We start from the raw sequence: 21,185 nt of genomic DNA on the forward strand, positions 1-21,185 counted from the left end.
GTGGCTTCGGTGGCTTCGGTGGCTTCGGTGGCTTCGGTGGCTTCGGTGGCTTCGGTGGCTTCGGTGGCTTCGGTGGCTTCGGTGGCTTCGGTGGCGTGCGGCGCGCACTGGCGCATCGCGTCGCGGCGCCAGTGAACGCACGCGCAGCGCAACGCCAGCGCACGTCCGCGCAACGGCATGGCGGGACGCTCCTGCACCGCCCCGGCCGACAAGGGCAACCGGATGAAACCCTTAAGTTTTCTGCCAATCCGCCGATATGCAGTCGAGGTCCGCGCGCCGGGATACGTCCCGCCAACGACGCGGCAACAGGCAGGAATCAAGCGCTCGGCCATCGCGCGTCGCATCCTTCGGGTCCGCTTGCGACCGGAGCACACGACAAGGCCGCGCGGCAGGACCAAACGGGAAACACACATGGGTCAAATCACCCTCACTCTCAAAGACGAGACCATTGCGACGTTGCGCAAGGACTTCGACGCTTTTCTGCGCGTATCGCTGAAGCTCGATCCGCAGTTCGCGACGCCGTCGTTCGAGGACTTTTTGCGCGCCAAGCTGCTCGACAACATGGTTCCGCTGACGGAGCACGCGGTTCAGCGGATGTTGCAAGGCGGCCAGTATGCATGGGCGAAACGCACGCTCGACAAGGAGTTTCCGGACGTTGTCGCGATCCTGATGCGGCAGGCAGGCGAATTCGGTTTCGGCTTCGCCGCGCGCTCTGAATGGACGCCCGAAGAGCTGGCCAAGCAGTGCCGCGACTGGGCGGCGGCGATCGTCAAGGAAGCCGAGGGCGATGCGGTGCTCGTCGACCCGCTCGCCGCGCAGATCAAGGGCGCGGTGCAAGACATCCAGGCGCTCGAGGAAATCATGCAGACGCCGGCATGGCGGCTCGTCGAATCGCTGCGTCAACGCGTGTACGAGGCGAAGGTGGCTTGCGAAACGAGCGTGGGCAGCACGGCGCGCGAAAAACTCGGTGAACTGCGCGGGCTGCTGCGGCTCGGCATTTCGCACGGCTCGTTCCAGAAGCAGGAAGCTCAGCAGATCATGGAATATCTGCGCCTGCTCAAACCGGAAATTTTCGTCGAAGAGCCGTACGACGTGTTCTCGCGGATGGCTGCATGGCTGCGCAACTTTTTCGTCCCACCGCGTCCGACCGCACAGCAGCAGCAACGTCAGTCACGCTGATTTCCGCCGGCCGGCGCGCTGCCTCGAGCCTACGGATTCTGCAAGATGAGTTGCGCGCGGCACCGATAGTCCCTCGGGGCTGCGGCGTTTGGCGCCATGACGTGCCTGCCTTGCGAGGCCGACCGGTGGCCTACGGTCCACCTGTCGCTCACTGCGCGCCTAGTCCCACATTTTTCTGAGCTTCGCGCCAATTTCCAGCTTTGCCCGCGCCGCGGCGGCCAGCCCCGCGGCGGTCGGCGCGCTTGGCTCGGGCACGCGCGGCCACGCGTAGGCGTCGAACAGAGGCATCAGATCCGCAGGAATGAAGCGCGTGCGCGACGCCCACACGTGACGGTCGCCAAGGTGCGTCTGGTTGTGCACGTAAAAGCGCTGCGGCACGACGATATGCAGGTCTTCTTTTGCGCGCGTCATCGCTACGTAGAGCAGGCGGCGCTCCTCGTCGATTTCCTCGTCGCTGCCGGTGCCCAGGTCGGACGGAATACAGCCGTCCACTCCATTCAGCACGAACACGTTGCGCCACTCCTGCCCCTTCGCCGAATGAATGGTGGAGAGGATCAGATAGTCTTCGTCGATGAGGGGCACGCCGGACTCGTCGCTGGTGGCGTCGGGCGGGTCGAGCGTGAGTTCGGTCAGGAAGCGTTCGCGCGACGCATAAGTGCCGGCGATGCTTTCCATCTGCAAGACGTCGGCATGACGGACGGCGGCGTCTTCGTGATTGCGCGCGAGGTGCGGTTCATACCAGCGCCGCACCATCTCGAATTCGGCGGGCCACGGGGTCTCGCGCCCGTACACGCTCGACATCAGCTTGACGAACGGATGCCAGTCCTCCTGTGCGCGCGGCGGCGGTGTGAACGCTGCGAGTACCCGGGCGGCCGTGTTAGCGGCTGAGGCGGCCGAGCGGGCCGTTCCGGTGGCGGTTCCTGTTCCGGGCGCGGTGGCGGTGCCAATGCCGGTGCCGGTGCCGGTGCCGGTGCCGGTGCCGGTAGCGTTTCCGGCAGCCGTTCCCATAGTAGTTCCGGTGGTGGTTCCCGCCGCGGTCTCGCGCGCGGCTCCCGTGCGCGTCACGCCGGCGGTCGCGTCGGCAGCATTGCCAGCGTCCACGCGCTCGGCAATGTCATCGAGCACCTTCGCCGCCGTGGCCGGCCCGACGCCCGGCAGCAACTGCACGACCCGGAAACCCGCCACGCGGTCACGTGGATTCTCGGCCCACCGCAACACCGCCAGCATGTCCTTCACATGCACGGAGTCGAGAAACTTGAGCCCGCCGAACTTCACGAACGGAATGTTGCGCCGCGTCAGTTCGATCTCCAGCGCCGCGCTGTGGTGCGCCGCGCGAAACAGCACCGCCTGCGATTTCAACTTGATGCCCTGCTCGCGCGCTTCGAGAACCTGTTCGACAACGTAGCGCGCCTGATCCACCTCGTCCGCGACCGTCACGAGACGCGGGCGCTGCGCCGAGGCCTTGTCGGTCCACAAGTTTTTCGTGTAGCGCTCGCTAGCCAGTTCAATTATCGCGTTCGACGCGGCCAGAATCGGCTGCGTCGAGCGGTAATTGCGCTCGAGCGTGACCCGCGTGGCAGGCGGGTCGAACTGCGCCGGAAAGTCGAGAATATTGCGCACCGTCGCGCCGCGAAACGAATAGATCGACTGCGCGTCGTCGCCGACCACGGTCAGGCCGCGCCCGTCGGGTTTGAGCGCGAGCAGAATGGACGCCTGCAGGCGGTTGGTGTCCTGATACTCGTCGACCAGCACATGATCGAAGCGCGCCGACAGGTCCGCGGCAATGGCCGGCTCGGCGGCCATATGCGACCAGTAGAGCAGCAAGTCGTCGTAGTCGAGCACGCTTTGCTTCTGCTTCGCGTCGACATAGGCGGCGAACAGCATGCGCAAGTCTGCCTCCCATTCGCGGCACCACGGAAACGCGCTCTCCAGGACCTGGCCAAGCGACGCGCCGGTGTTTACCACTCGCGAGTAGATTGCAAAGCAGGTGCCCTTGGCCGGAAAGCGCCGCTCTTTCGCCGAGAGTCCCAGTTCGTGGCGGACGAGGTTCATCAGGTCGGCGGAATCTTCGCGGTCGTTGATCGTGAAGGCAGGAGCGAGGCCGATCAGTTCGGCGTATTCGCGCAACAGACGCGCGCCGACACTGTGGAAAGTGCCGGCCCATGTGAGCCCTTGCGCGAGGGCGGCGCGCGCGCCGAGCGCGGCCGTGGCGATGCGCGCGACACGGCGGGTCATTTCCTGCGCCGCCCGCCGCGAGAACGTGAGCAGCAGGATTCTGCGCGGATCCGCGCCTTTGACGACCAGATTCGCTACGCGATGCGCCAGCGTGTTCGTCTTACCCGAGCCCGCGCCCGCGATGACCAGCAGCGCGCCGGGCGGTGCGTGAGGCGTATCGGCGCCGTGGTCGACGGCGTGCCGCTGTGCGTCGTTGAGCTTCGCAAGCCAGGCGGTGGCATCGGACGGCGGCGGAGATTCGGCGACGGGCAGCACGGTGTCTTTACAGGCGTTGGATGGGATCAGGAAGGGCGACGCATACTGTATATCCATACAACCCCGGCGCACAAGTGCCCTTTTTTGGACACCGCGGGCGCCACGCGAGCCATCGAACGCTTGCCTAACCCCGTCCTCACGTGCCGCCCCACGTCGCCAGCGGTACCGCCGCGCAAAAAACAATGGCCCGTTAGCTTGCGCGCAACGGGCCTCGACGATCCGACCAGACTTCCCTTTCATTGGACAAGCCGGAAGCCGCCAGCCAGACAAACTATTTACTGCTTCTTGGCATCCTTGAGATTGGCCTCAGCGTTGGCTTTGTCGGCGTCGGCCTGAGCCTCGGTCTTTTCCTTATCGGCCTTGGCTTGAGCGACGGCCGCCTTCTTGTCCGCCTTGGCCTGCTGTTTCGCGGCCTTCCTGTCGGCATGCGTGACGGGCGCGGCGGCCGGATCGCTCGCCTGAGCGAACGCGACCGACGACAGGCAGCCAGCAATCAACAGCGCGCCGAGCCGGCTCACGGTGAATCGCGCAGACTTCGTAGATTGATCTCTGTTCATGTGTTGCCTCCTTGCCAAAGCGCTCAAAACGGGGCGGGAGCGCGCCCCGCCCGAGCGTGAATCCGGTCACGGGCCAGGCACGCTATGCCCGGCTCCGACGCGATTAGTGCTTGACCTCGCCGCCGTCGTTCTGCTCGCCGGCCTGACCTTGCATGTTCATTTTCGTTTCGTTGCTGGCCGCCTGCTTGTCAGCCTTCATGTTGATCTTGGCGTCGCGCACCTGCTCCTTGTACTCGGACTTCGCGGCCTTCTGCTGTTGCTTGAGCTCCGCCTTCGACGCCTTCTTCGACGCCCGATACTCCGCGCTCGCCTTCGCGTTGGCTTCGCGCTTTTGCACGAGCGGGTCCGTCGAGCCCGGCGCGGTCAGGTTGGTCGGCGCCGGCGTCACGGGCTGTACCGGCTGCACGCCCTGCGCCGCCGGTGCGACATCGGCGCCCGGCGTCTGCACCTGCGCTTGCAGGTTGGCCCCCGCAGCGTGCTGCACCGGCTGGATGGGCTGCGTGGTCTGTGCCATGGCCGCGCTAGCGGCAAATGCGGTGATGGCGGTACCGATGAGTAGCGTACGAATCTGAGTCATGGTTAGTTCCTCTCTAAAATTGTCGTGACGCGGTCGGAGCTTCCGGTCCCGCGTCGCGGCGGTGCTGTGCAGGACGCCTTCCGGCTAACCCGCAGCCGAACTGCATGCGGCAAGCTTTGCTGCTGAGAGCCACTTTACGAGTGGAGTCGTTTCGTGGCGAACCGTGTTACGCAACGTTTCACTTTCCGACAAACACATAACATCTGCTTGCATTTGCTTTCGATGCGTTCGCCGCCACGCGGGGACGCGTGCCCGGGGACAACGCGTCTTCTTCGGGGCAAGCTTGTGGCTTATGATGCGAACCCCTCGCCCAAGGTGCAAAGCCCATGCCCAATCTCGATTTCACGCTGACCGGCGACTACGTCGAACTCCACAATCTGCTGAAGATTACGGGACTCGCGGAAAGCGGCGGCCAGGCAAAAATGATGGTCGCGGACGGTGCCGTGACCGTCGACGGGCGCGTCGAAACGCGTAAAACGTGCAAGATTCGCGCGGGCCAGGTGGTGCTGCTCGGCGACACGCGAATTGCCGTCCACGAAGCCTGAAGCCTTGGCGCTTGGGACCACGAGAATCCGCAGCCGGCTCACGCACCAAAAGCGTGCGCTCTCCATCGACATTGCAGCGGCTACACAATAAGCTGTCAGCTTCGCCGCGCACGGCGATCAAGCGACACGGCTGGACGCTGCTTCAGCGCAGGATGCATCACGCCGGTTGATGCGACTGTCTGCACGGGGATGCAACTCGACCGCGCTGCGCCGATGCGTGCAGCAGCCCTTTGCAACGGTGGCCTAAGCCGCTGCAAGCCAAACTCGTCGCCCAAAGCCGTCGCCGCGCTGCTGCCTTTTCACGCTTAACACGCACGCTCCATGACTCAATCCGGCTTTACTCGTGCCGTCGCCCGTCCGCCCACTCTCTCGCGCCACGCCGCCGACACTGCCCGGCTCGCCGCGCCACTTGCCATCGCGCAACTGTCGCAAATGGCAATGGGCGTCACCGACACTATCCTGCTCGGCTCGCTAGGCCCCGACGCGCTGGCGGCCGGCGGGCTCGGCGCGAACCTGTTTTTCGTCGTCGTCACGCTGCTGCAGGGCGTGCTCACCTCGGTCAGCGTGAGCGTTTCGCATGCGCGCGGCGCGCAGCAAGAAAGCCGCGTGCCGCATATCTACTGGACCGGCTTCGTGCTTTCGGTGTTGCTCTCGCTGCCGGCGTTCGTGCTGCTGTCGTTCGCCACGACGATTCTGCTTGCGTTTGGCGAACCCGCGCTGCTCGCGCATAACGTCGGCGAATACGCGGCTGTGCTGCGCTGGGGCGCGCCCGGCAGTCTGATCGGCGTGGGGCTGATGCGCTCGTTTCTGCCCGCTATCGGCGCGGCGCGGCGGCTTTTGTGGGTGTCGCTCGTGAGCGTCGGCGTGAACGGCTTTTTGAACTACGGGCTGATTCACGGCGCCTACGGCCTGCCGCGGCTCGGCTTCCTCGGCTCGGCCGCCGCGACTTCCATCACCGTCTGGCTTACGGCGCTCGTACTGATGGCACTGCTGCACCTGCAGCCGCACTATCGTCACTTCGTGGTCGCCACCCGCCCCAACGTGCCGCTCATGGGCGAACTATTCGGCATAGGCTGGCCTGTCGCGATCACGTACGGCGTCGAGTCCACGCTGTTTCTCGCGACCGGCCTGATGGTCGGCCTGCTTGGCGAGTCTCAACTCGCCGCGCATCAGATCGCGCTGAACGTCGCGTCGGTGGCGTTCATGGTGCCGCTCGCGATCGGCCAGGCGGCCAATGTGCGAGTCGGCTTCTGGTCCGGCGCGGGGCAGCCGCTCGCTGCGCGTCATGCAGGTTTTGTCGCGCTTGCGCTCGGCGTGGGCTTCATGACGCTGTCGGGCATCGTGCTGATCGCAGCGCCGCATTGGATCGTCGGCCTGTACCTGCATCTCGACGATCCGGCGAATGCCGCGACCGTCTCCCTTGCCAGTTCGCTGCTCGGCGTCGCGGCCATTTTCCAGATCGTCGACGGCATGCAGACGGTCGGCTCAGGTTGCCTGCGCGGCCTGAAAGACACCCGCATACCCATGATCGCGGCGGCCTTCGGCTATTGGGCCATCGGCTTTCCGACCGGCTACACGCTCGCGTTTCACTTTGGACTCGGCGCGCGCGGTTTGTGGTGGGGCCTCGCGGCGGGCCTCGCGAGCGTCGCTCTGCTGATGACGCTGCGCTTTCACAAACTGAGCTTGCGACGCGTACCTGCGACGGCGGAGGCGCCGCCCGCGGCATCGGTTTGACATCGCTTTGAAATAGGCCCAGCAGCGCTCGCAGCGAGCGCGCTCACTTGAGCTGCGAAGCACGCGACCGGCAATGATCCGGGCAGTTGCAGACGGCATGGCTGCGGCACGGCCGCGGCTTGAGCGGCACGGCCGCGGCATGAAGCGGCATGGAGCATGCATGGCTACGGCATCAAGCGGCATCGAGGAGCTGCACCGAACGCTCGCGCCCTCACCGGCCGAACGAAAACTGGTTGCAAGCGCAACGAGTCCCCAAGCACGCCCCACGCGTCAACGGTAAAATGCCCGGCTGCAGCGCAAGCCGCATGACCGCGTCGCCCGGTCAGTTGCACGATCGCGCGACGCTGCGCTGAAACCCGCGCGCGCCTCACAAAGGACACCGCGCCGCCGGCAGGTCCGCCATCCGCTGACGCACTGCCTTTCTCTTGCCAGTAGCACAGCAACCACCGCGACGCACAGGCGGCTGACGCGCCGGGCGCCGGGTGCTGTAAGCGGCGCACGCAAATGCCGCGCCGCCGAGCGTGCACTTGCCAGCGTCATCGTCGGCGGCGTCGGCGTCGTCATCGGCGGCGTCGGCGTCGGCGTCGGCGTCGGCGTCGGCGCGATCGTCGGCGTCACGCACCCTCGCTTCTCACGACAAGACACAACAAGGACCTCGCCTCATGCTTGCCCGCATTACCCGTCTCTTTCCGCTTTGGGCCGTGCTCATTTCGGTGGCCGCATATTTTTCACCGGCTTCGTTTGCCAGCATCGCGCCGCATGTCACGACGCTTTTGACCATCATCATGCTGGCGATGGGCGTCACGCTTTCGGTTGCGGACTTCCAGCGCGTCTTCACGCGGCCCGCGCCGGTAATCGCCGGCATCGTGCTGCATTACCTCGTGATGCCGCTCGCCGCCTGGGTGATTGCAAAGGCGTTGCGCATGCCGCCCGATCTGACCGCCGGCATGGTGCTGGTCGGCAGCGTGGCGAGCGGCACGGCGTCGAACGTGATGATCTATCTCGCGCGCGGCGACGTTGCGCTCTCCGTGACGATCAGCGCGTTGTCCACGCTGGTCGGCGTATTCGCAACGCCGTTGCTCACGCGCCTTTACGTGGATGCGTCGATCGCCGTCGACGTGCACGGCATGTTGATGAGCATTCTGCAAATCGTCGCGCTGCCGATCGTCGTCGGTCTGGTGGTGAACCATCTGTTCGGCAAGGCGGTTCGCAAGGTCGAGCCGGTGCTGCCGCTGGTGTCGATGGTCGCGATTCTGCTGATCATCGGCGCGGTGGTGGGCGGCACGCAAAAGAGCATTGCGTCCGTCGGACTCGTCGTGATGCTCGGCGTGGTGCTGCATAACGGCATCGGCCTGCTCGGCGGCTACTGGGGCGGCCGTCTGCTCGGTTTCGACGAGGCCGTCTGCCGCACGCTCGCCATCGAAGTGGGCATGCAGAATTCCGGCCTCGCGGCGACGCTCGGCAAGCTGTATTTCACGCCCATTGCCGCATTGCCGGGCGCGTTGTTTTCGGTGTGGCACAACCTCTCGGGCTCGCTGCTGGCGGGCTTCTGGGCAGGACGTCCGGCGCGAGGCTCGACGCATGCCAGCGAACGCCCGCGCAACGCAGAGCGAGTTTGAGGTGTTGCGGCGGCTGCGGCTGCGGCAACAAGGTCGGCTAAACAGGATCGGCTAAGGGAAAAAGCCGGCTGAACGCCGAACGCATCCGGCGCGTGGCCGCCCCAGCGCGTTCAGGGTTCGACTAACGGCGGGCGCCTGTCGAACATCAGGCGCGTCGGGCGAGCAGCAGTCACAGCGCACCGCAGTTCGACTAATGGCGAGCGCCTGTGGGACACCGGACGAGTCGGGCGAACAGCAGTCAGTCCGCGACGAGGTTCGACTAACGGGGAGCTCCTGTCGAACATCAGAAGAGTCCGGCGAGCAGCAGTCACAGAGCGCCGCAGTTCAACTAACGGCGAACACCTGTCGAACCCCAGACGCGTTCAGCGCGTCGCGGGCCGCCCGTCTCCCGCCCCGCGACCATTGCTACGTCATCGGCCATCGCCACGTCGCCCGCCATCGCCACCTCAATGGCGATCGCGACCGTATCGCCCCTCGCCCCCGCCATCCCCTCAGCACCTGCCCATCGCGCAAGATCAACACCAGTAGCGCTGCACGACCCACACCCCGCTTCGTGCAGCGCTGCACAGCCCGAAGGCGCGATTCCCCTTAGAATGGATTTTCCGGCAGCGTGAGTCAAAACAACGCGCCGCCGCACGAAAAGCCTGAACAAGAAAGGGGAAGAGCGTGCAGTCGCATTCACAACAAAAGCAGATCGCAATGCAGCGCAGGCGCGCAATCAACTCAGCGAGACATTTCTTCCTGCTGTGCTGCGCGTCGGCATTTCTGACCGCGTGCGCCACCAGGCCGCCGGCCACCGCGTTCGACCGGCCGGTCACTCACGCGCTGCCCGATACCACTGCCACGCCGCTGCGCACAGCGCTCCTGCCGCTCGAAGCCGCTCATCCCGGCGAGTCCGGCTTCCGCGTGCTCTCGAGCGGCACCGACGCATTGCAGATGCGCATTGCGCTCGCGCGTGCGGCGACGAAAACGCTCGACATGCAGTACTACATTGCCAACGAGGACACCACCGGCAAGCTGCTGCTCGGCGCGGCGCTCTACGCAGCGGATCACGGCGTGCGCGTGCGCATGCTGGTCGACGACCTGAATTTCAAGGACATCGACCGCATCATGGCGGGCCTCAACTCGCATCAGAACATTGAGATTCGTGTCTTCAACCCGTTCGGCAGCGCGCACGAGGGCGTGTTCGAACGCACGACGAATCTGTTCACGCAGATCGGCCATTTCACGCGCCGCATGCACAACAAGGCAATGATCGCGGATAACCAGTTGGCGATTGTCGGCGGCCGCAATCTCGGCGACGAATACTTCAGCGCAAGCGAGGTGCTGCAGTTTCGCGACATCGACGTGCTCGCGGCCGGCCCGATCACCGCCCACGTCTCCGCGAGCTTCGACGACTACTGGAACAGCAGCCTCGCGTATCCGCTGCGCGCGCTGAACAGGCAGAAATTCGACCCGCACGAGCTCGACCAGACTCGCGACGATCTGCGCCAGCACTGGCGCACGAACGCGGACCCCTACAACGCGAAGCCCTTGAATGCGACGCCGCTTTCCGCGCAGATCGCCGGCAAGCAGCTCGGCCTGACATGGGCACGCGCGGAGTTCGAGGCGGATCAGCCGGAGAAGATCGAGACTCCGTCGCCGGATTACGTGAGTCCGCCGATGAAGCGGCTGGGCGAACTGATGAAGGACGCGCGCAAGGATTTTCTGATCGTGTCACCCTACTTCGTGCCGCACGATGCGGGCGTCAAGGCGCTAGGCGAACTCACTCACCGCGGCGTACGTGTCGCTATCCTGACCAATTCGCTTGCCGCCACCGACGCAGTCGCCGTGCAGGCGGGCTACAGTCCGTTTCGCGTGCCGCTGCTCAGGCAGGGCGTCGAATTATATGAATTCCGGCCACGCCAGGAAACGCCGACGGCGGGCTTCGCCGGGTCGCGATCGCGCGCGAGCCTGCATGCGAAGACCTATGTGATCGACCGTAGCATTCTCGTGATCGGCTCGATGAACCTCGATCCGCGCTCGGCGCATCTGAACACCGAACTCGCGCTCGTGATCCACAGCCCTGAACTCGCGGCGCAGGTCGCCGATATTTTCGAGCGCGCCGTCGGCCCCGAACAGAGCTATCGCGTGACGCTCGCCGACGACGCGCAGCTCGCGTATCTGCGCTCGATCGACGCGCCGCTGTCGCCGCTCGTGTGGACGGACGTCGAGAACGGCGTGCGCCGAACCTACATTTTCGACCCGCAGGCAGGGTTATACCGGAATGCGCTAACCGGGCTATTCTCCCTATTGCCGGTCAACGCAGAACTTTAAAGCGGAGCTGAACATGACTGAAGACGTACGAATGGAGCGCGACACGTTCGGTGAAATCGGCGTGCCCAATGCCCGTCTGTGGGGTGCGCAAACGCAGCGCTCGCTGCAGAATTTCCGCATTTCCACCGAGAAGCAGTCGCCCGAGCTGATCACCGCGCTTGCCGTCATCAAGCGAGCCGCGGCCGAGGTGAATCTGGGCCTCGGCGTGCTCGACGAGAGCAAGGCGCGCGCGATCATGCAGGCGGCCGACGAGATCATCGAAGGCAAGCATGCCGAAGAATTTCCGCTCGCTGTCTGGCAGACCGGCTCCGGTACGCAGACCAATATGAATCTGAACGAGGTGATTGCCAACCGCGCGAGCGAACTGCTCGGCGGCGAGCGCGGCGAGGCGCGCAAGGTCCACCCGAACGACGACGTGAACCGCGGGCAATCGTCGAACGACGTGTTTCCGACAGCCATGCACGTGGCCGCCGCGCATGGCATCGTGAAGCATCTGTTGCCCGCGTTGAAGACGCTGCGCGATACGCTCGACGGCAAGGCCAAGGCATTCGCCGACATCGTCAAGATCGGCCGCACGCATTTGCAGGACGCTACGCCGCTCACGCTCGGCCAGGAGTTTTCGGGCTACGTGGCGCAGCTCGACCAGGGCATTCGTCACGTCGAATCGGCTTTGCCGCATCTGTATGAACTGGCGCAAGGCGGCACCGCAGTGGGCACCGGCCTGAACGCGCATCCGCAATTTGCGCAAAAGGTCGCGGCGGCAATTGCGCAGCTAACCGGCGTTCCGTTCGTCTCGGCGCCCAACAAGTTCGAGGTGATGGCCGCCGCCGACGCGCTCGTGTTCGCGCACGGCGCGCTCAAGACGGTGGCCGCGAGCCTGAACAAGATTGCCAACGACATCCGCTGGCTCGCGAGCGGTCCGCGCTGCGGACTCGGCGAGCTGTCCATTCCCGAGAACGAGCCGGGCAGCTCGATCATGCCGGGCAAGGTCAACCCGACGCAGTCCGAAGCCCTGACGATGCTCTGCGCGCAGGTGTTCGGCAACGACGTCGCGGTGAACATCGGCGGCGCGAGCGGCAACTTCGAACTGAACGTATTCCGGCCGATGATCGCGCACAACGTGCTGCAATCCATCCGCCTGCTGACGGACGGCGCGCACAGTTTCAACGAGAACTGCGCAGTCGGTATCGAGCCCAATCGCGAGCGGATCGACACGTTGCTCAACGAGTCGCTGATGCTGGTGACAGCGCTCAATCCGCACATCGGCTACGACAAGGCCGCGCAGATAGCGAAGAAGGCGCATAAGGAGGGCACCACGCTGAAAGCCGCCGCGCTAGCGCTCGGCCACGTGAGCGAGCAGCAGTTCGACGAATGGGTGCGGCCCGGCGACATGGTGGGCCACTCGGTGCCGTGAGTGCCGCGTAGGGTGTCGAGTGATTCGGGCGACTCGGGTGAGTCGCCCGGGTTCAAACTGCAATCTGGCGAGCGGAAGCATCGCAGCCAGGCGGCTTCGGAGCCGCCGCTCCCCCGCACGTTTCGTGCGTCAGATCTTTCCCTGCGCCACTTCCTCGGGCTTGAGTTCGACGATCGCGTCGAGCGCCTCTTTCACGTCCATCGCGTACCTCGCAAGGCGCTTCTGCTCGTCCGTCTCCGGCACGAACGACGGCACCTGCACCGGATGACCGTTCTCGTTGACGGCGACCATCACGACGAGGCAATCCGTGGTCTGCAGCAGCTCGCCGCCCTTCGGATCGCCGGCCTGCACCGACACGTGAATGTGCATGCTGGTACGCCCCGTCGCCACGACGCGTGCTCGCAACTCCACGAGATTGCCGACCAGAATCGGCCGGCGAAAACGAATGTTGCCGACGCTCACCGTCACGCAATATCGCCCGGACCACACGGCCGCGCACGCATACGCGGTTTCGTCGATCCATTTCATCAGCGCGCCGCCGTGCACCTTGCCGCCGAAGTTGACCGAGCTGGGTTCGGCGAGAAAGCGGAATGTGGTTTCGGAACGGTCCAGCGGCGCTGAGGGATGACTGCTCATCTTGACTCCGGTCAATCGGATGCATTGAAAGGAGGCGATTATACGAGGGCAATATTGACAACGTGGACAGTTATCGTCAGATGCCGCGACCGGCCGCCGTATTGTCGGAGCCCGCGATAACGCCACGCGCCGGCGACGTCATCGCCGACGTGAAGCGTTCCCGATACTCGAGCGGCAGCACGCCGAAGCGCCGCACGAACGCACGCCGCAAGTTCTGCTCGCTGCCGAAACCGCAGTCGAGCGCGATCCGCTTGAGCGGCCGGCGCGATTCGGCCAACGCCCGCGAAGCCGCCTCCAGCCGCAGCGCCGACACCGTTTTGGCCGGCGTGCGCCCCACTTCGTCGACGTAGCGCCGCGCGAAAGTACGTGGTGTCATCCGCGCGCGTTCGGCAAGCCGCTCGACCGTCAGATCTTCCCGCAGATGCGCGGCCATCCAGCTATGCAAGGCTTCGAAGGGCCCGCCCGCCGACGCCTGCGCCGCCAGCGCCGCGCTGAACTGCGACTGCCCGCCCGGCCGCTTCATGAAGACGACAAGCCGCCGCGCGGCCTGCATCGCGACCGCATGGCCCAGGTCTTCCTCGATCAGTGCAAGCGCGAGGTCGATCCCCGCGGTCACGCCCGCGGAGGTCCAAACGGCGCCCGGATGCCGGCCGGCGCTGCCGGTTGCGCCGGGGCTGGGATCGTGGCTGGCGTCGCGAATGAAAATCGGATCGGCGTCCACCTGGACATTCGGAAAGCGGCGCGCCAGTTGCGCTGCTTCGCGCCAATGCGTGGTCGCGCGCCGGCCGTCGAGCAGTCCCGCTGCCGCCAGATAGAACGCACCAGTGCACACGGAACACACGCGGCGCGCGCGCGGCGCATTGCTTCTGATCCACGCGACCAGTTCCGGCTGCAGCGTGCAGTGCGGGTCGATTGGCACGCCGGGGACGATGAGCGTGTCGATCGGCTCGGTCTCGAGCGAGTCGAGCCGTTGGGTGACGACGGGTAAGCCGGTGAAGGTCTGAAGCACGCCGCCGTCGATAGACGCAATCGTCGTGCGGTATGCCACAGGATGCGCGAGTGACGGCGAGGGCGTGGACAGCACGCCAGGGCTGGGGCCAGTGCTGGTGTGATTGCCAGTAGCCGCGCTGCGGCTGGGGCTCGCGACCCTGTCGTTGCCGTGGTTAGTGACGTAGCCTGTGCCTGTGCCTGTGCCTGCGCCAACGCCACTGCCATGACCAGAACCGCCGCCCGCGGCCATAGTCAGCTCCGCGCGCCAGAATGCCTCCAGCGGGCCGCATGCGTCGAGCAGCACCAGATCGGGCGCGACGGCAAACACGATATGACGCGCGCTCATCATGCCACTCCCGCGGCCGCGCGGCGCTTCGACGAGCGCGCGTAAGCCAGTGTGGCCAGCGCCGCCATGCCCAGCAACGGAAAGATGGCCGCATTGATCGTCGCCCAGCCGAAGCGCGCCAGTAATTGCCCGGCGAACAGCGAACCGAGCGCGGAACAGGCAAACGTCGTGAATTCGCTGGTAGCCTGGGTCTTGGCGCGTTCGGAGGGCCGATAAGATTGCGCAAGCAGCGTCGAGCCGCCGACAAACATGAAGTTCCAGCCCACGCCAAGACACGCGAGCGCGACATAGAAATGCGCAAGATCAGTCGAACGCAGTGCGAACACGCCGCACAGCGCCGACAGCACGATGCCCGCGCCGATCACCGGCAACACGCCGAAGCGCTTGATGAGCCGGGCCGAAAACAGCGACGGCGCGAACATGCCGACGAGATGCCACTGAATGATTGCTGCGCCGTCGCCGATGCTATGTCCGCACGCAACCGCCGCGATCGGCGTCGCGGTCATCACGAACATCATGACGGCATAGCCGAGCGCATTGTTGGCGAGCGCCGCCGCGAAGATCGGCTGACGCACGATCTCGCCGAGGGGCCGCGCGGCGTCATGAGGTGTGGCTGGGGCGGGCGCGGGCGTCATGTCGCGATAGAGCAGCATGAGCAGGACTATCGACGCGAGCCCCAGCCCGGTCACGAGCGCATACGAACCCGCAAACGCCACCGGCGCGAGCCAGTCCTTGCTCCACGCGGCGAGCAACGGCCCGCACACCGCCGCGACCACGCCGCCGGTGAGCACCGTCGAAATCGCGCGGCTCTTGCCGTCGAGCCCGACCGCGTCAGCGGCGGCGAGCCGGTAGTACTGCGCGAACGCCTGAAATACGCCGACCGTCGCAGTCCCTGCGCAAAAAGCCCAGAAGTCGTGGTGAAAGATCGCCCAAACCGACACTGCGCCGCCTAGCGCACCGACGCCCGCCCCAAGCACGAAGCCCGCACGGCGGCCAATACGCGCCATCAAAAAGGACGCGAAGATCGTGGTTAGCGCGGCGGCCACGGTGATCAGCGAGAAAGGCAATGTGGCGAGCGCTTTGTCGCTCGCGAGCGTATAGCCGACCAGACCCGTGAGCGTGAGATCAATGGACACCGACGACGTGTACAGCGCCTGGCACACTGCCAGTACGCGCGCCGCACGCCGACCCTGCGGATCGGGGCCGTGCAGGTTTGCGGTCGGGTCGGAGAAGCTCGAGGCTGTGCTGGCTGTGCTGGCTGTGCTGGCTGTGCTGGCTGTGCTGGTTGGGCTGGTTGGGCTGGTTGGGCTGGTTGGGCTGGTTGGGCTGGTTGGGCTGGTTGGGGTGGCTGGGCTGGCTGGGCTGGCAGAAGTGGCAGGCGGCATGAATCGGTCCCGGCAAGTGGAATGGGCGCGAGCGGTCGCCGCGGTGAAAGCCGTAGAAGCCGCCGCATCCGCCTGAGCAGCCAAATGAGCCGCGGCCACCGCTCGCGGCGCCCTGACCCAATGGCTCGTGTGACGAAAGGGCCATCGTCACACGACTGCCCGTGGCAGTCGTGACAATGATGCATCATTTACTGCCATCCATCGCACCATTAGACTGCGAAACACACCGCAGCCAGCCGATCCACTACTTGCTGTGGAAGGTGATCCCTTCGTCGATGGTGCCGTACATCGTGACGCTGCCGCCCCCGGACGGACCGCCTTGTGCGCATGCGCCCAACAACACGATCGACGCCAGCAAGCCCAATACGATTTTCATGACTGCGTTCCTGCAAAGACAGGCGTCGATTCTAGCCTGGCGCCGCTTGGGCTCGCGCAAGCCCGTTGCCGCAGGCTCGCGGGTTCGCAGGCATTCAGACGCGCGGACCATCAAGGCGGATTTTCGTAGCGGCCGTAATCCACTGTTCACGTTAAGCTGAAACATCGAATGAACGCGCCGCGTAAAGTGCCCGCATGAAGTGGCTGCATGAAGTGGCTGCATGACCTCTTGCGCAGCCCGCACAGCGCAAACCCGACCGAACCTGGAGCACCCTATGTCCGCCCTCCTCGCAGACGAACACAATCACTTTCCCGGCCTCAGCCGGATTGGCGCGCTGCTCGCGGACCCCGGCCGCGCCGCCATGCTGTGGGCGCTGATGGACGGCAGCGCCCGCCCTGCCGGCGAACTGACAATGATCGCGGGACTCTCGCCGTCGGCCGCCAGCGCGCATCTCGCCCGGCTCACCGAGGGGGGCCTGCTCGCGCTCGAGGTGCGAGGGCGGCACCGGTATTTCCGCATAGCGTCGGCGGATATCGCGGCGTCCATTGAAGCGCTCGCCAACGTCGCGCAAGTCAGCGCGCCGCAGCGCCCCACGCCGCGCCCGGTGCGCACCGTGCCGACCGACATGCGCTACGCGCGCACCTGCTACGATCACATGGCGGGCGAGCTGTCGGTGCGGGTGTTCGAGCGGCTCGTCGCGCGCGGACTGCTGAGCCTGCAAGGCACGTCGCTCGAAGCCACGTCCGAGGGCGCCGCCCGCTTTGCCGACTGGGGCATCGACCTGTCGGCGCAGCGCGGCCGCCGGCGCCGCTTTGCCTGCACCTGCCCGGACTGGAGCGAGCGCCGTCCGCACCTCGGGGGCGCGCTCGGCGCGGCGTTGCTGGAGTCGTGGGCCGCGCACGGCTGGGTGGAGCGGACCGAGCGTCCGCGTATTCTGCGCATCACGCCCGCCGGTCATCGGCATTTCGACGCGTTCCTCGCCGACTGAGCAAAGCCGCCGGGAGCCCGTAGGTTGGCAACGGCGGTGAGCCGATCGAGACCTTTTGTTACCGCTGGTGAGCCGGCCTTACAAATGTGGGGGCCTTGAAACAGGCGCTGCAGGTAGAGTGATTCACGGATACCGCATGCAAATGCGTCCGTCGGAGAACAGAACATGCAAGCCATGACCCCACGCTTACCTTCAGGACATCGCCCTGTCTGCTACACGCTGATCGCCACGGCGGCGTTTCTGCTGGCGACGCAGTGCGCGCTCGCGCAGCAAGCTGTCCCCGCGCCGCAGGCTGCGGCCACCCAGAACACGGACCCGCCTGGACGCGTCGCGCGTCTGAACTACATGGCTGGGACCGTGACCACCGAGCCGGCCGGCGCCGCCGACTGGTCGTACGCGCAGATCAACCGGCCGCTGACAACCGGCGACCAGTTGTGGAACGACGAAAACGCGCGCTCGGAGCTGCATATCGGCTCGACGGCGCTGCGTCTCGGTCAGTCCACCAGTCTCGACCTGCTGAATCTCGACGACAACAGCGCACAGCTGAAGGTCGCGCAAGGCACGCTGTCGGCGCACGTGCGACAACTGCCGCCGGGATCGTCGTACGAAATCGACACGCCCAATCTCGCGCTGGGACTGAACGGACCGGGCGACTACCGCGTCGACGTCGCGCCGGACGGCAGCAGCACCACCGTCACCGTGCGCAGCGGCAGCGCGACGGCTTACGGCGACGGCGCTCAGGTGCCGATCGCCGCCGGTCAGCAGATGCGCTTTGCCGGCACCAACCTGCAGACGCTCGCCGAGAGCGGCGTGCCGGGCCCGGACGGCTTCGATCAATGGACAGCGAGCCGCGACGCCGCCGAAGACCGCTCGGTGTCGGCGCGCTATGTATCGCGCGAGATTCCGGGTTATCAGGACCTCGACGCCAACGGCACATGGCGCAGCAGCCCGCAGTACGGCGAAGTATGGGTGCCGCGCGCGACGCCCGCCGGCTGGGCTCCATACCGTGAGGGCCACTGGGTATGGCAGGCGCCTTGGGGCTGGACCTGGGTCGACGACGCGCCGTGGGGCTTCGCCCCGTACCACTATGGCCGCTGGGCTTATGTCGACGATTCCTGGGCCTGGGTGCCCGGCCCTGTCGTGGTAAACGCGCCGCCGGTTTATGCGCCGGCATTGGTCGCGTTCGTTGGCGGTGGCGGCGGCGGAGTCGACTGGGGCGTGAATCTGGCGATTGGTGGCGCGATGGCGGCGGGCGTCGCGTGGTTCCCGCTCGGCCCGGGGGAACGGTGGCATCCGCAATGGGGCGGACGCGACAGCTGGAGCCCACGCTACTACGAACGTGTCAATCAGACGACGGTGGTCAATAACTACCACGTCACGAACATCACCAACGTGCACAACACGTACATCAACTATCGGGCGCCACGGGCCGTGACCGCTGTGCCGGCGACGGCTTTCGTGCACGGGCAGCCGGTCGGACGCTTCGCACAGAAGGTCGATCCGGCGCAGTGGCGCAACGCCCGCATCAACCCCGGCGCGCCTGGCATTGCGCCGGTGCGCGAGAGTTTCGGACCAGGCCAGCGCAACGCGGATCGCCGGCCGCCGGCGCAGGCCATGACGCGTCCGGTGGTCGCAACGCGCAGTCCGTCGATGCCGCCCGCCTACCGCGACGGCCTCGCGCAGCGTTTCGCGCAAAGCGGTGCCCGCGTGCCTGGCGCGGGGCAGCCGATCGTGCGGACGTCGGTGCCGGCGCACTTCGTCGGCGGACGCGGTGCGTCGCCGGTCGCGAATGTGCGGGTCGTGCAGTCGCATATTCCCGGCCGCATGCCTGGCGCGGCAGCAGGCGCGCCTGTGCCGCAGACGCTGCCGGGCGGACCGAGCGCGGCCGGCATCGTGAGCCGTGACCAACACCCGGGACCCGGTGCGGGCGACGCGCCTGCCACGGGTCTACCGCAACGTTCGGGTATGCAGCAGGAGCGGCCCGGCGCCGTTGAACAGACGCGTGGCCCGCAGCGCGGAGGGGCGGCCGCGCCGTCGAACGGCGTGCCGCGTCCGCCGCGTGAGAACGGTGGCAATGCGCCAGGCTTCGTGCAGCAGCGCGGCACGGCTCAGCAAGCGGCGGCGGACGGGCGCCACGAGCCTGTGTGGACGCAGCCGCATACGCCGATGGCGCTGCAGGCGCAGCAGACGCAGCAGGCGCAGCAGACACAGCAGTCGCGGCAGGCACAGGCAGCGCCGCAAGGCCGGCCGCGCGGCAGCGAAGCATCGCAAATCGCAAGGCCCGAGATCGCACAGCCGGTTGGCGGAGACCAAAACACAGCCATGCGCCAGCGCGCGGTCCCGCACCCCCCGGAAAATCCGGCGGCGACGCAACCGCCGGGCACGCTCCAGGTTCAAGGGCAGCAACGGAATTTGCAGACGCCGCGGGGGGATTATCGTGCCCAAGCGGGCGAGCTTGGTGGGCCGCAAGGTCAACCGCAGCCGCGTCAGCAGGCTCAAGCTCAGGCCCCGAGTCAGGAACTGTCAGCGCAGGGCATGCGGCCGCAGCGGGCCCAGCCAGTCCCAGATACGCGGACGCAGCAGCAGGCTTATGTCGAGTCTCGCCCACAGCAGATGCAGACGCGTCAGGAACCGCAGCTACAGGCGCAACAGCAACCTCGTCAAGAGTTTCATCCGCAGCAGACGCAGCCGCGCCAGGAGCCGCGTCCTCAGCCTCAGGTTCAACAGCAACCTCGCCCAGAGTTTCATCCGCAGCAGTTGCAGCCGCGCCAGGAGCCGCGTCCTCAGCCCCAGGCTCAACAGCAGCCTCGGCCGGAGTTTCATCCGCAGCAGATGCAGCCGCGTCCGGAACCGCGCCCCCAGCCTCAGGCGCAGCAGCCACGCCCGCAACCGCAGCACGGCGATCAGCATTCGGGCGGTGGCCACGACGAGCATCATCGAGGCTAAGCGTCCCCTGCTGTCCGACGCTTCGCCATTCGCCGGCACAAAAAAGCCCCCGCGATCCGCATCGCGGGGGCTTTTTTATAGCGCCCTCTCAAACAGCCATTGGCGCGGTCAACGGTTCGTGATGCCGGTAGCCGATCAGCGAAAAATCCGACGGCTCGATTTTTTCCAACCATTCAGGAGCGTACACGCCGGTCTTCGCATACTCGGGCACGCGTTCGGAAATGGCCAGCGTCGGGCTCTCATAGGGCTCGCGCGTGAGCTGCTGGTTCAGCATGTCGAGCTGATTTTCGTAGATGTGCGCGTCGCCGATAAAGTACGTGAACCAGCGCGGCGTGAAACCCGTCAGGCGGCCGACCAGATGCAACAAAACCGCGCCCTCGGTCAGATTGAACGGCGTGCCGAGCCCGACGTCGTTACTGCGAATGTACAGACATAGCGAAATCTCGCGACGCGCGACGTTCGGCAGAAACTGATAGAGCAGGTGGCAAGCCGGCAACGCAATCTGATCCAGCACCGCCGGGTTCCACGCATGAAACAGAATGCGCCGGTCCGACGGGTTCTGCATGATCGTGTCGAGGCACTGGCGCAACTGATCAATCGCCTTGTACAGCAGCACCTTGCGGTTGCCGTTTTCGTCGAATTCGGTGACGGCCCTGAAGCCGCGCGCGTGCGCATCGGCAAGCTGCGCGCTAGCGGAGGCGTCCAGCACCTTGTAGGCGGGCCACTGGCGCCATTGCACGCCGTACACGTCGCCAAGATCGTCCGGACCTTGTCGATAGGGGTTGGCGAGCCACTGCGGATTCTGGTTCGCGTTCGCGTCCCACACCTTGCAGCCGAGGTCGCGAAAATCGGCCGCGCTGCGCGACGCGCGCAGGAAGCCGACCAGTTCGCCCACGGCCGACTTGAACGCCAGCTTCTTCGTCGTAACCGCCGGGAAACCCTGCTGGAGATCGAAGCGCAACATGGCGCCCGGCATGCTGATGGTGCGAATGCCGGTGCGATTCTCCTGCCACGTGCCAGTGTCGAGAATCGTGCGGACGAGGTCCAGGTATTGTTTCATGCGGGTCCCTTCGACACGGCGCTAGCG

General features: G+C 66.0%; 17 protein-coding genes. 9 read left to right on the forward strand and 8 right to left on the reverse strand.

Annotation, left to right across the window (positions count from 1 at the left end; translation table 11 throughout):
• The first annotated feature begins 411 nt into the window (after positions 1-411).
• On the forward strand, positions 412-1,179 hold the full coding sequence (locus F757_RS0123245) for a DUF4088 family protein (protein WP_013340085.1): 768 nt from the start codon (positions 412-414) through the stop codon (positions 1,177-1,179).
• 159 nt (positions 1,180-1,338) lie between these two features.
• On the opposite strand, the gene F757_RS34725 is transcribed toward F757_RS0123245, so the two are convergent.
• The 3 genes from F757_RS34725 to F757_RS0123260 all read right to left on the reverse strand — a co-directional run bounded on the left by F757_RS34725 (position 1,339) and on the right by F757_RS0123260 (position 4,803).
• Positions 1,339-3,726: an ATP-dependent helicase gene (locus F757_RS34725; RefSeq protein WP_232221447.1), complete on the reverse strand. Its 2,388-nt coding sequence runs from the start codon at positions 3,724-3,726 to the stop codon at positions 1,339-1,341.
• A gap of 218 nt (positions 3,727-3,944) precedes the next feature.
• Positions 3,945-4,226, reverse strand: a complete 282-nt coding sequence (locus F757_RS0123255) for a hypothetical protein (protein ID WP_027213487.1) — start codon at positions 4,224-4,226, stop codon at positions 3,945-3,947.
• 103 nt (positions 4,227-4,329) lie between these two features.
• Positions 4,330-4,803 (reverse strand): hypothetical protein, encoded by a 474-nt coding sequence (locus F757_RS0123260; protein ID WP_027213488.1) that lies wholly within the window; start codon positions 4,801-4,803, stop codon positions 4,330-4,332.
• A gap of 326 nt (positions 4,804-5,129) precedes the next feature.
• Here F757_RS0123260 and F757_RS0123265 point away from each other — a divergent pair, with 326 nt between their 5' ends.
• The 5 genes from F757_RS0123265 (at position 5,130) to fumC (ending at position 12,431) form a co-directional block, all read left to right on the forward strand.
• Positions 5,130-5,348 carry an RNA-binding S4 domain-containing protein gene (locus F757_RS0123265; protein WP_013589190.1) on the forward strand — a complete coding sequence of 73 codons (219 nt, stop codon included), beginning with the start codon at positions 5,130-5,132 and terminating at the stop codon, positions 5,346-5,348.
• A 321-nt stretch (positions 5,349-5,669) separates the two neighbouring features.
• Complete coding sequence (locus F757_RS0123270) at positions 5,670-7,082, forward strand: MATE family efflux transporter (RefSeq protein WP_027213489.1); 1,413 nt, start codon at positions 5,670-5,672, stop codon at positions 7,080-7,082.
• A 662-nt stretch (positions 7,083-7,744) separates the two neighbouring features.
• Positions 7,745-8,701, forward strand: coding sequence for a ketopantoate/pantoate/pantothenate transporter PanS (panS, locus tag F757_RS0123280; RefSeq protein WP_027213491.1), 957 nt, complete (start codon positions 7,745-7,747; stop codon positions 8,699-8,701).
• Positions 8,702-9,400: 699 nt separating this feature from the next.
• Positions 9,401-11,017 (forward strand): phospholipase D family protein, encoded by a 1,617-nt coding sequence (locus F757_RS0123290; RefSeq protein WP_084531005.1) that lies wholly within the window; start codon positions 9,401-9,403, stop codon positions 11,015-11,017.
• A 13-nt stretch (positions 11,018-11,030) separates the two neighbouring features.
• The gene (fumC, locus tag F757_RS0123295) at positions 11,031-12,431 is read left to right on the forward strand and encodes a class II fumarate hydratase (RefSeq protein ID WP_027213493.1); all 1,401 of its coding nucleotides are present in this window, start codon (positions 11,031-11,033) and stop codon (positions 12,429-12,431) included.
• 129 nt (positions 12,432-12,560) lie between these two features.
• On the opposite strand, the gene F757_RS0123300 is transcribed toward fumC, so the two are convergent.
• From F757_RS0123300 to F757_RS33995, 3 genes are all read right to left on the reverse strand, one after another.
• A complete protein-coding gene (locus F757_RS0123300; RefSeq protein WP_013340094.1) occupies positions 12,561-13,067 on the reverse strand; it encodes an acyl-CoA thioesterase in 507 nt (168 codons plus the stop codon).
• Between the two features lie 76 nt (positions 13,068-13,143).
• Positions 13,144-14,403 carry a GlxA family transcriptional regulator gene (locus tag F757_RS0123305; RefSeq protein ID WP_035467405.1) on the reverse strand — a complete coding sequence of 420 codons (1,260 nt, stop codon included), beginning with the start codon at positions 14,401-14,403 and terminating at the stop codon, positions 13,144-13,146.
• A complete protein-coding gene (locus F757_RS33995) occupies positions 14,403-15,539 on the reverse strand; it encodes an MFS transporter (RefSeq protein ID WP_442856657.1) in 1,137 nt (378 codons plus the stop codon). Before F757_RS33995 ends, F757_RS0123305 begins: the two co-directional genes overlap by 1 nt.
• Between F757_RS33995 and F757_RS36280 the strand changes: the two genes are divergently transcribed.
• The gene (locus F757_RS36280; RefSeq protein WP_198021433.1) at positions 15,517-15,864 is read left to right on the forward strand and encodes a hypothetical protein; all 348 of its coding nucleotides are present in this window, start codon (positions 15,517-15,519) and stop codon (positions 15,862-15,864) included. The two genes, F757_RS33995 and F757_RS36280, sit on opposite strands and share 23 nt — an antisense overlap.
• A gap of 168 nt (positions 15,865-16,032) precedes the next feature.
• On the opposite strand, the gene F757_RS36870 is transcribed toward F757_RS36280, so the two are convergent.
• Positions 16,033-16,164 carry a hypothetical protein gene (locus F757_RS36870; RefSeq protein WP_269660738.1) on the reverse strand — a complete coding sequence of 44 codons (132 nt, stop codon included), beginning with the start codon at positions 16,162-16,164 and terminating at the stop codon, positions 16,033-16,035.
• 274 nt (positions 16,165-16,438) lie between these two features.
• On the opposite strand from F757_RS36870, the gene F757_RS0123325 reads away from it, so the two are divergent.
• Together F757_RS0123325 and F757_RS0123330 are read left to right on the forward strand one after the other, a co-directional pair.
• Positions 16,439-17,152 (forward strand): ArsR/SmtB family transcription factor, encoded by a 714-nt coding sequence (locus tag F757_RS0123325; RefSeq protein ID WP_027213495.1) that lies wholly within the window; start codon positions 16,439-16,441, stop codon positions 17,150-17,152.
• A gap of 165 nt (positions 17,153-17,317) precedes the next feature.
• The gene (locus F757_RS0123330) at positions 17,318-20,098 is read left to right on the forward strand and encodes a DUF6600 domain-containing protein (RefSeq protein ID WP_027213496.1); all 2,781 of its coding nucleotides are present in this window, start codon (positions 17,318-17,320) and stop codon (positions 20,096-20,098) included.
• Positions 20,099-20,186: 88 nt separating this feature from the next.
• On the opposite strand, the gene F757_RS0123335 is transcribed toward F757_RS0123330, so the two are convergent.
• Positions 20,187-21,158: a thymidylate synthase gene (locus F757_RS0123335; protein ID WP_027213497.1), complete on the reverse strand. Its 972-nt coding sequence runs from the start codon at positions 21,156-21,158 to the stop codon at positions 20,187-20,189.
• Positions 21,159-21,185 lie beyond the last annotated feature (27 nt).

Origin of the sequence: Burkholderia sp. WSM2232 (genome assembly GCF_000472545.1) — a bacterium.
Classification (GTDB): domain Bacteria; phylum Pseudomonadota; class Gammaproteobacteria; order Burkholderiales; family Burkholderiaceae; genus Paraburkholderia.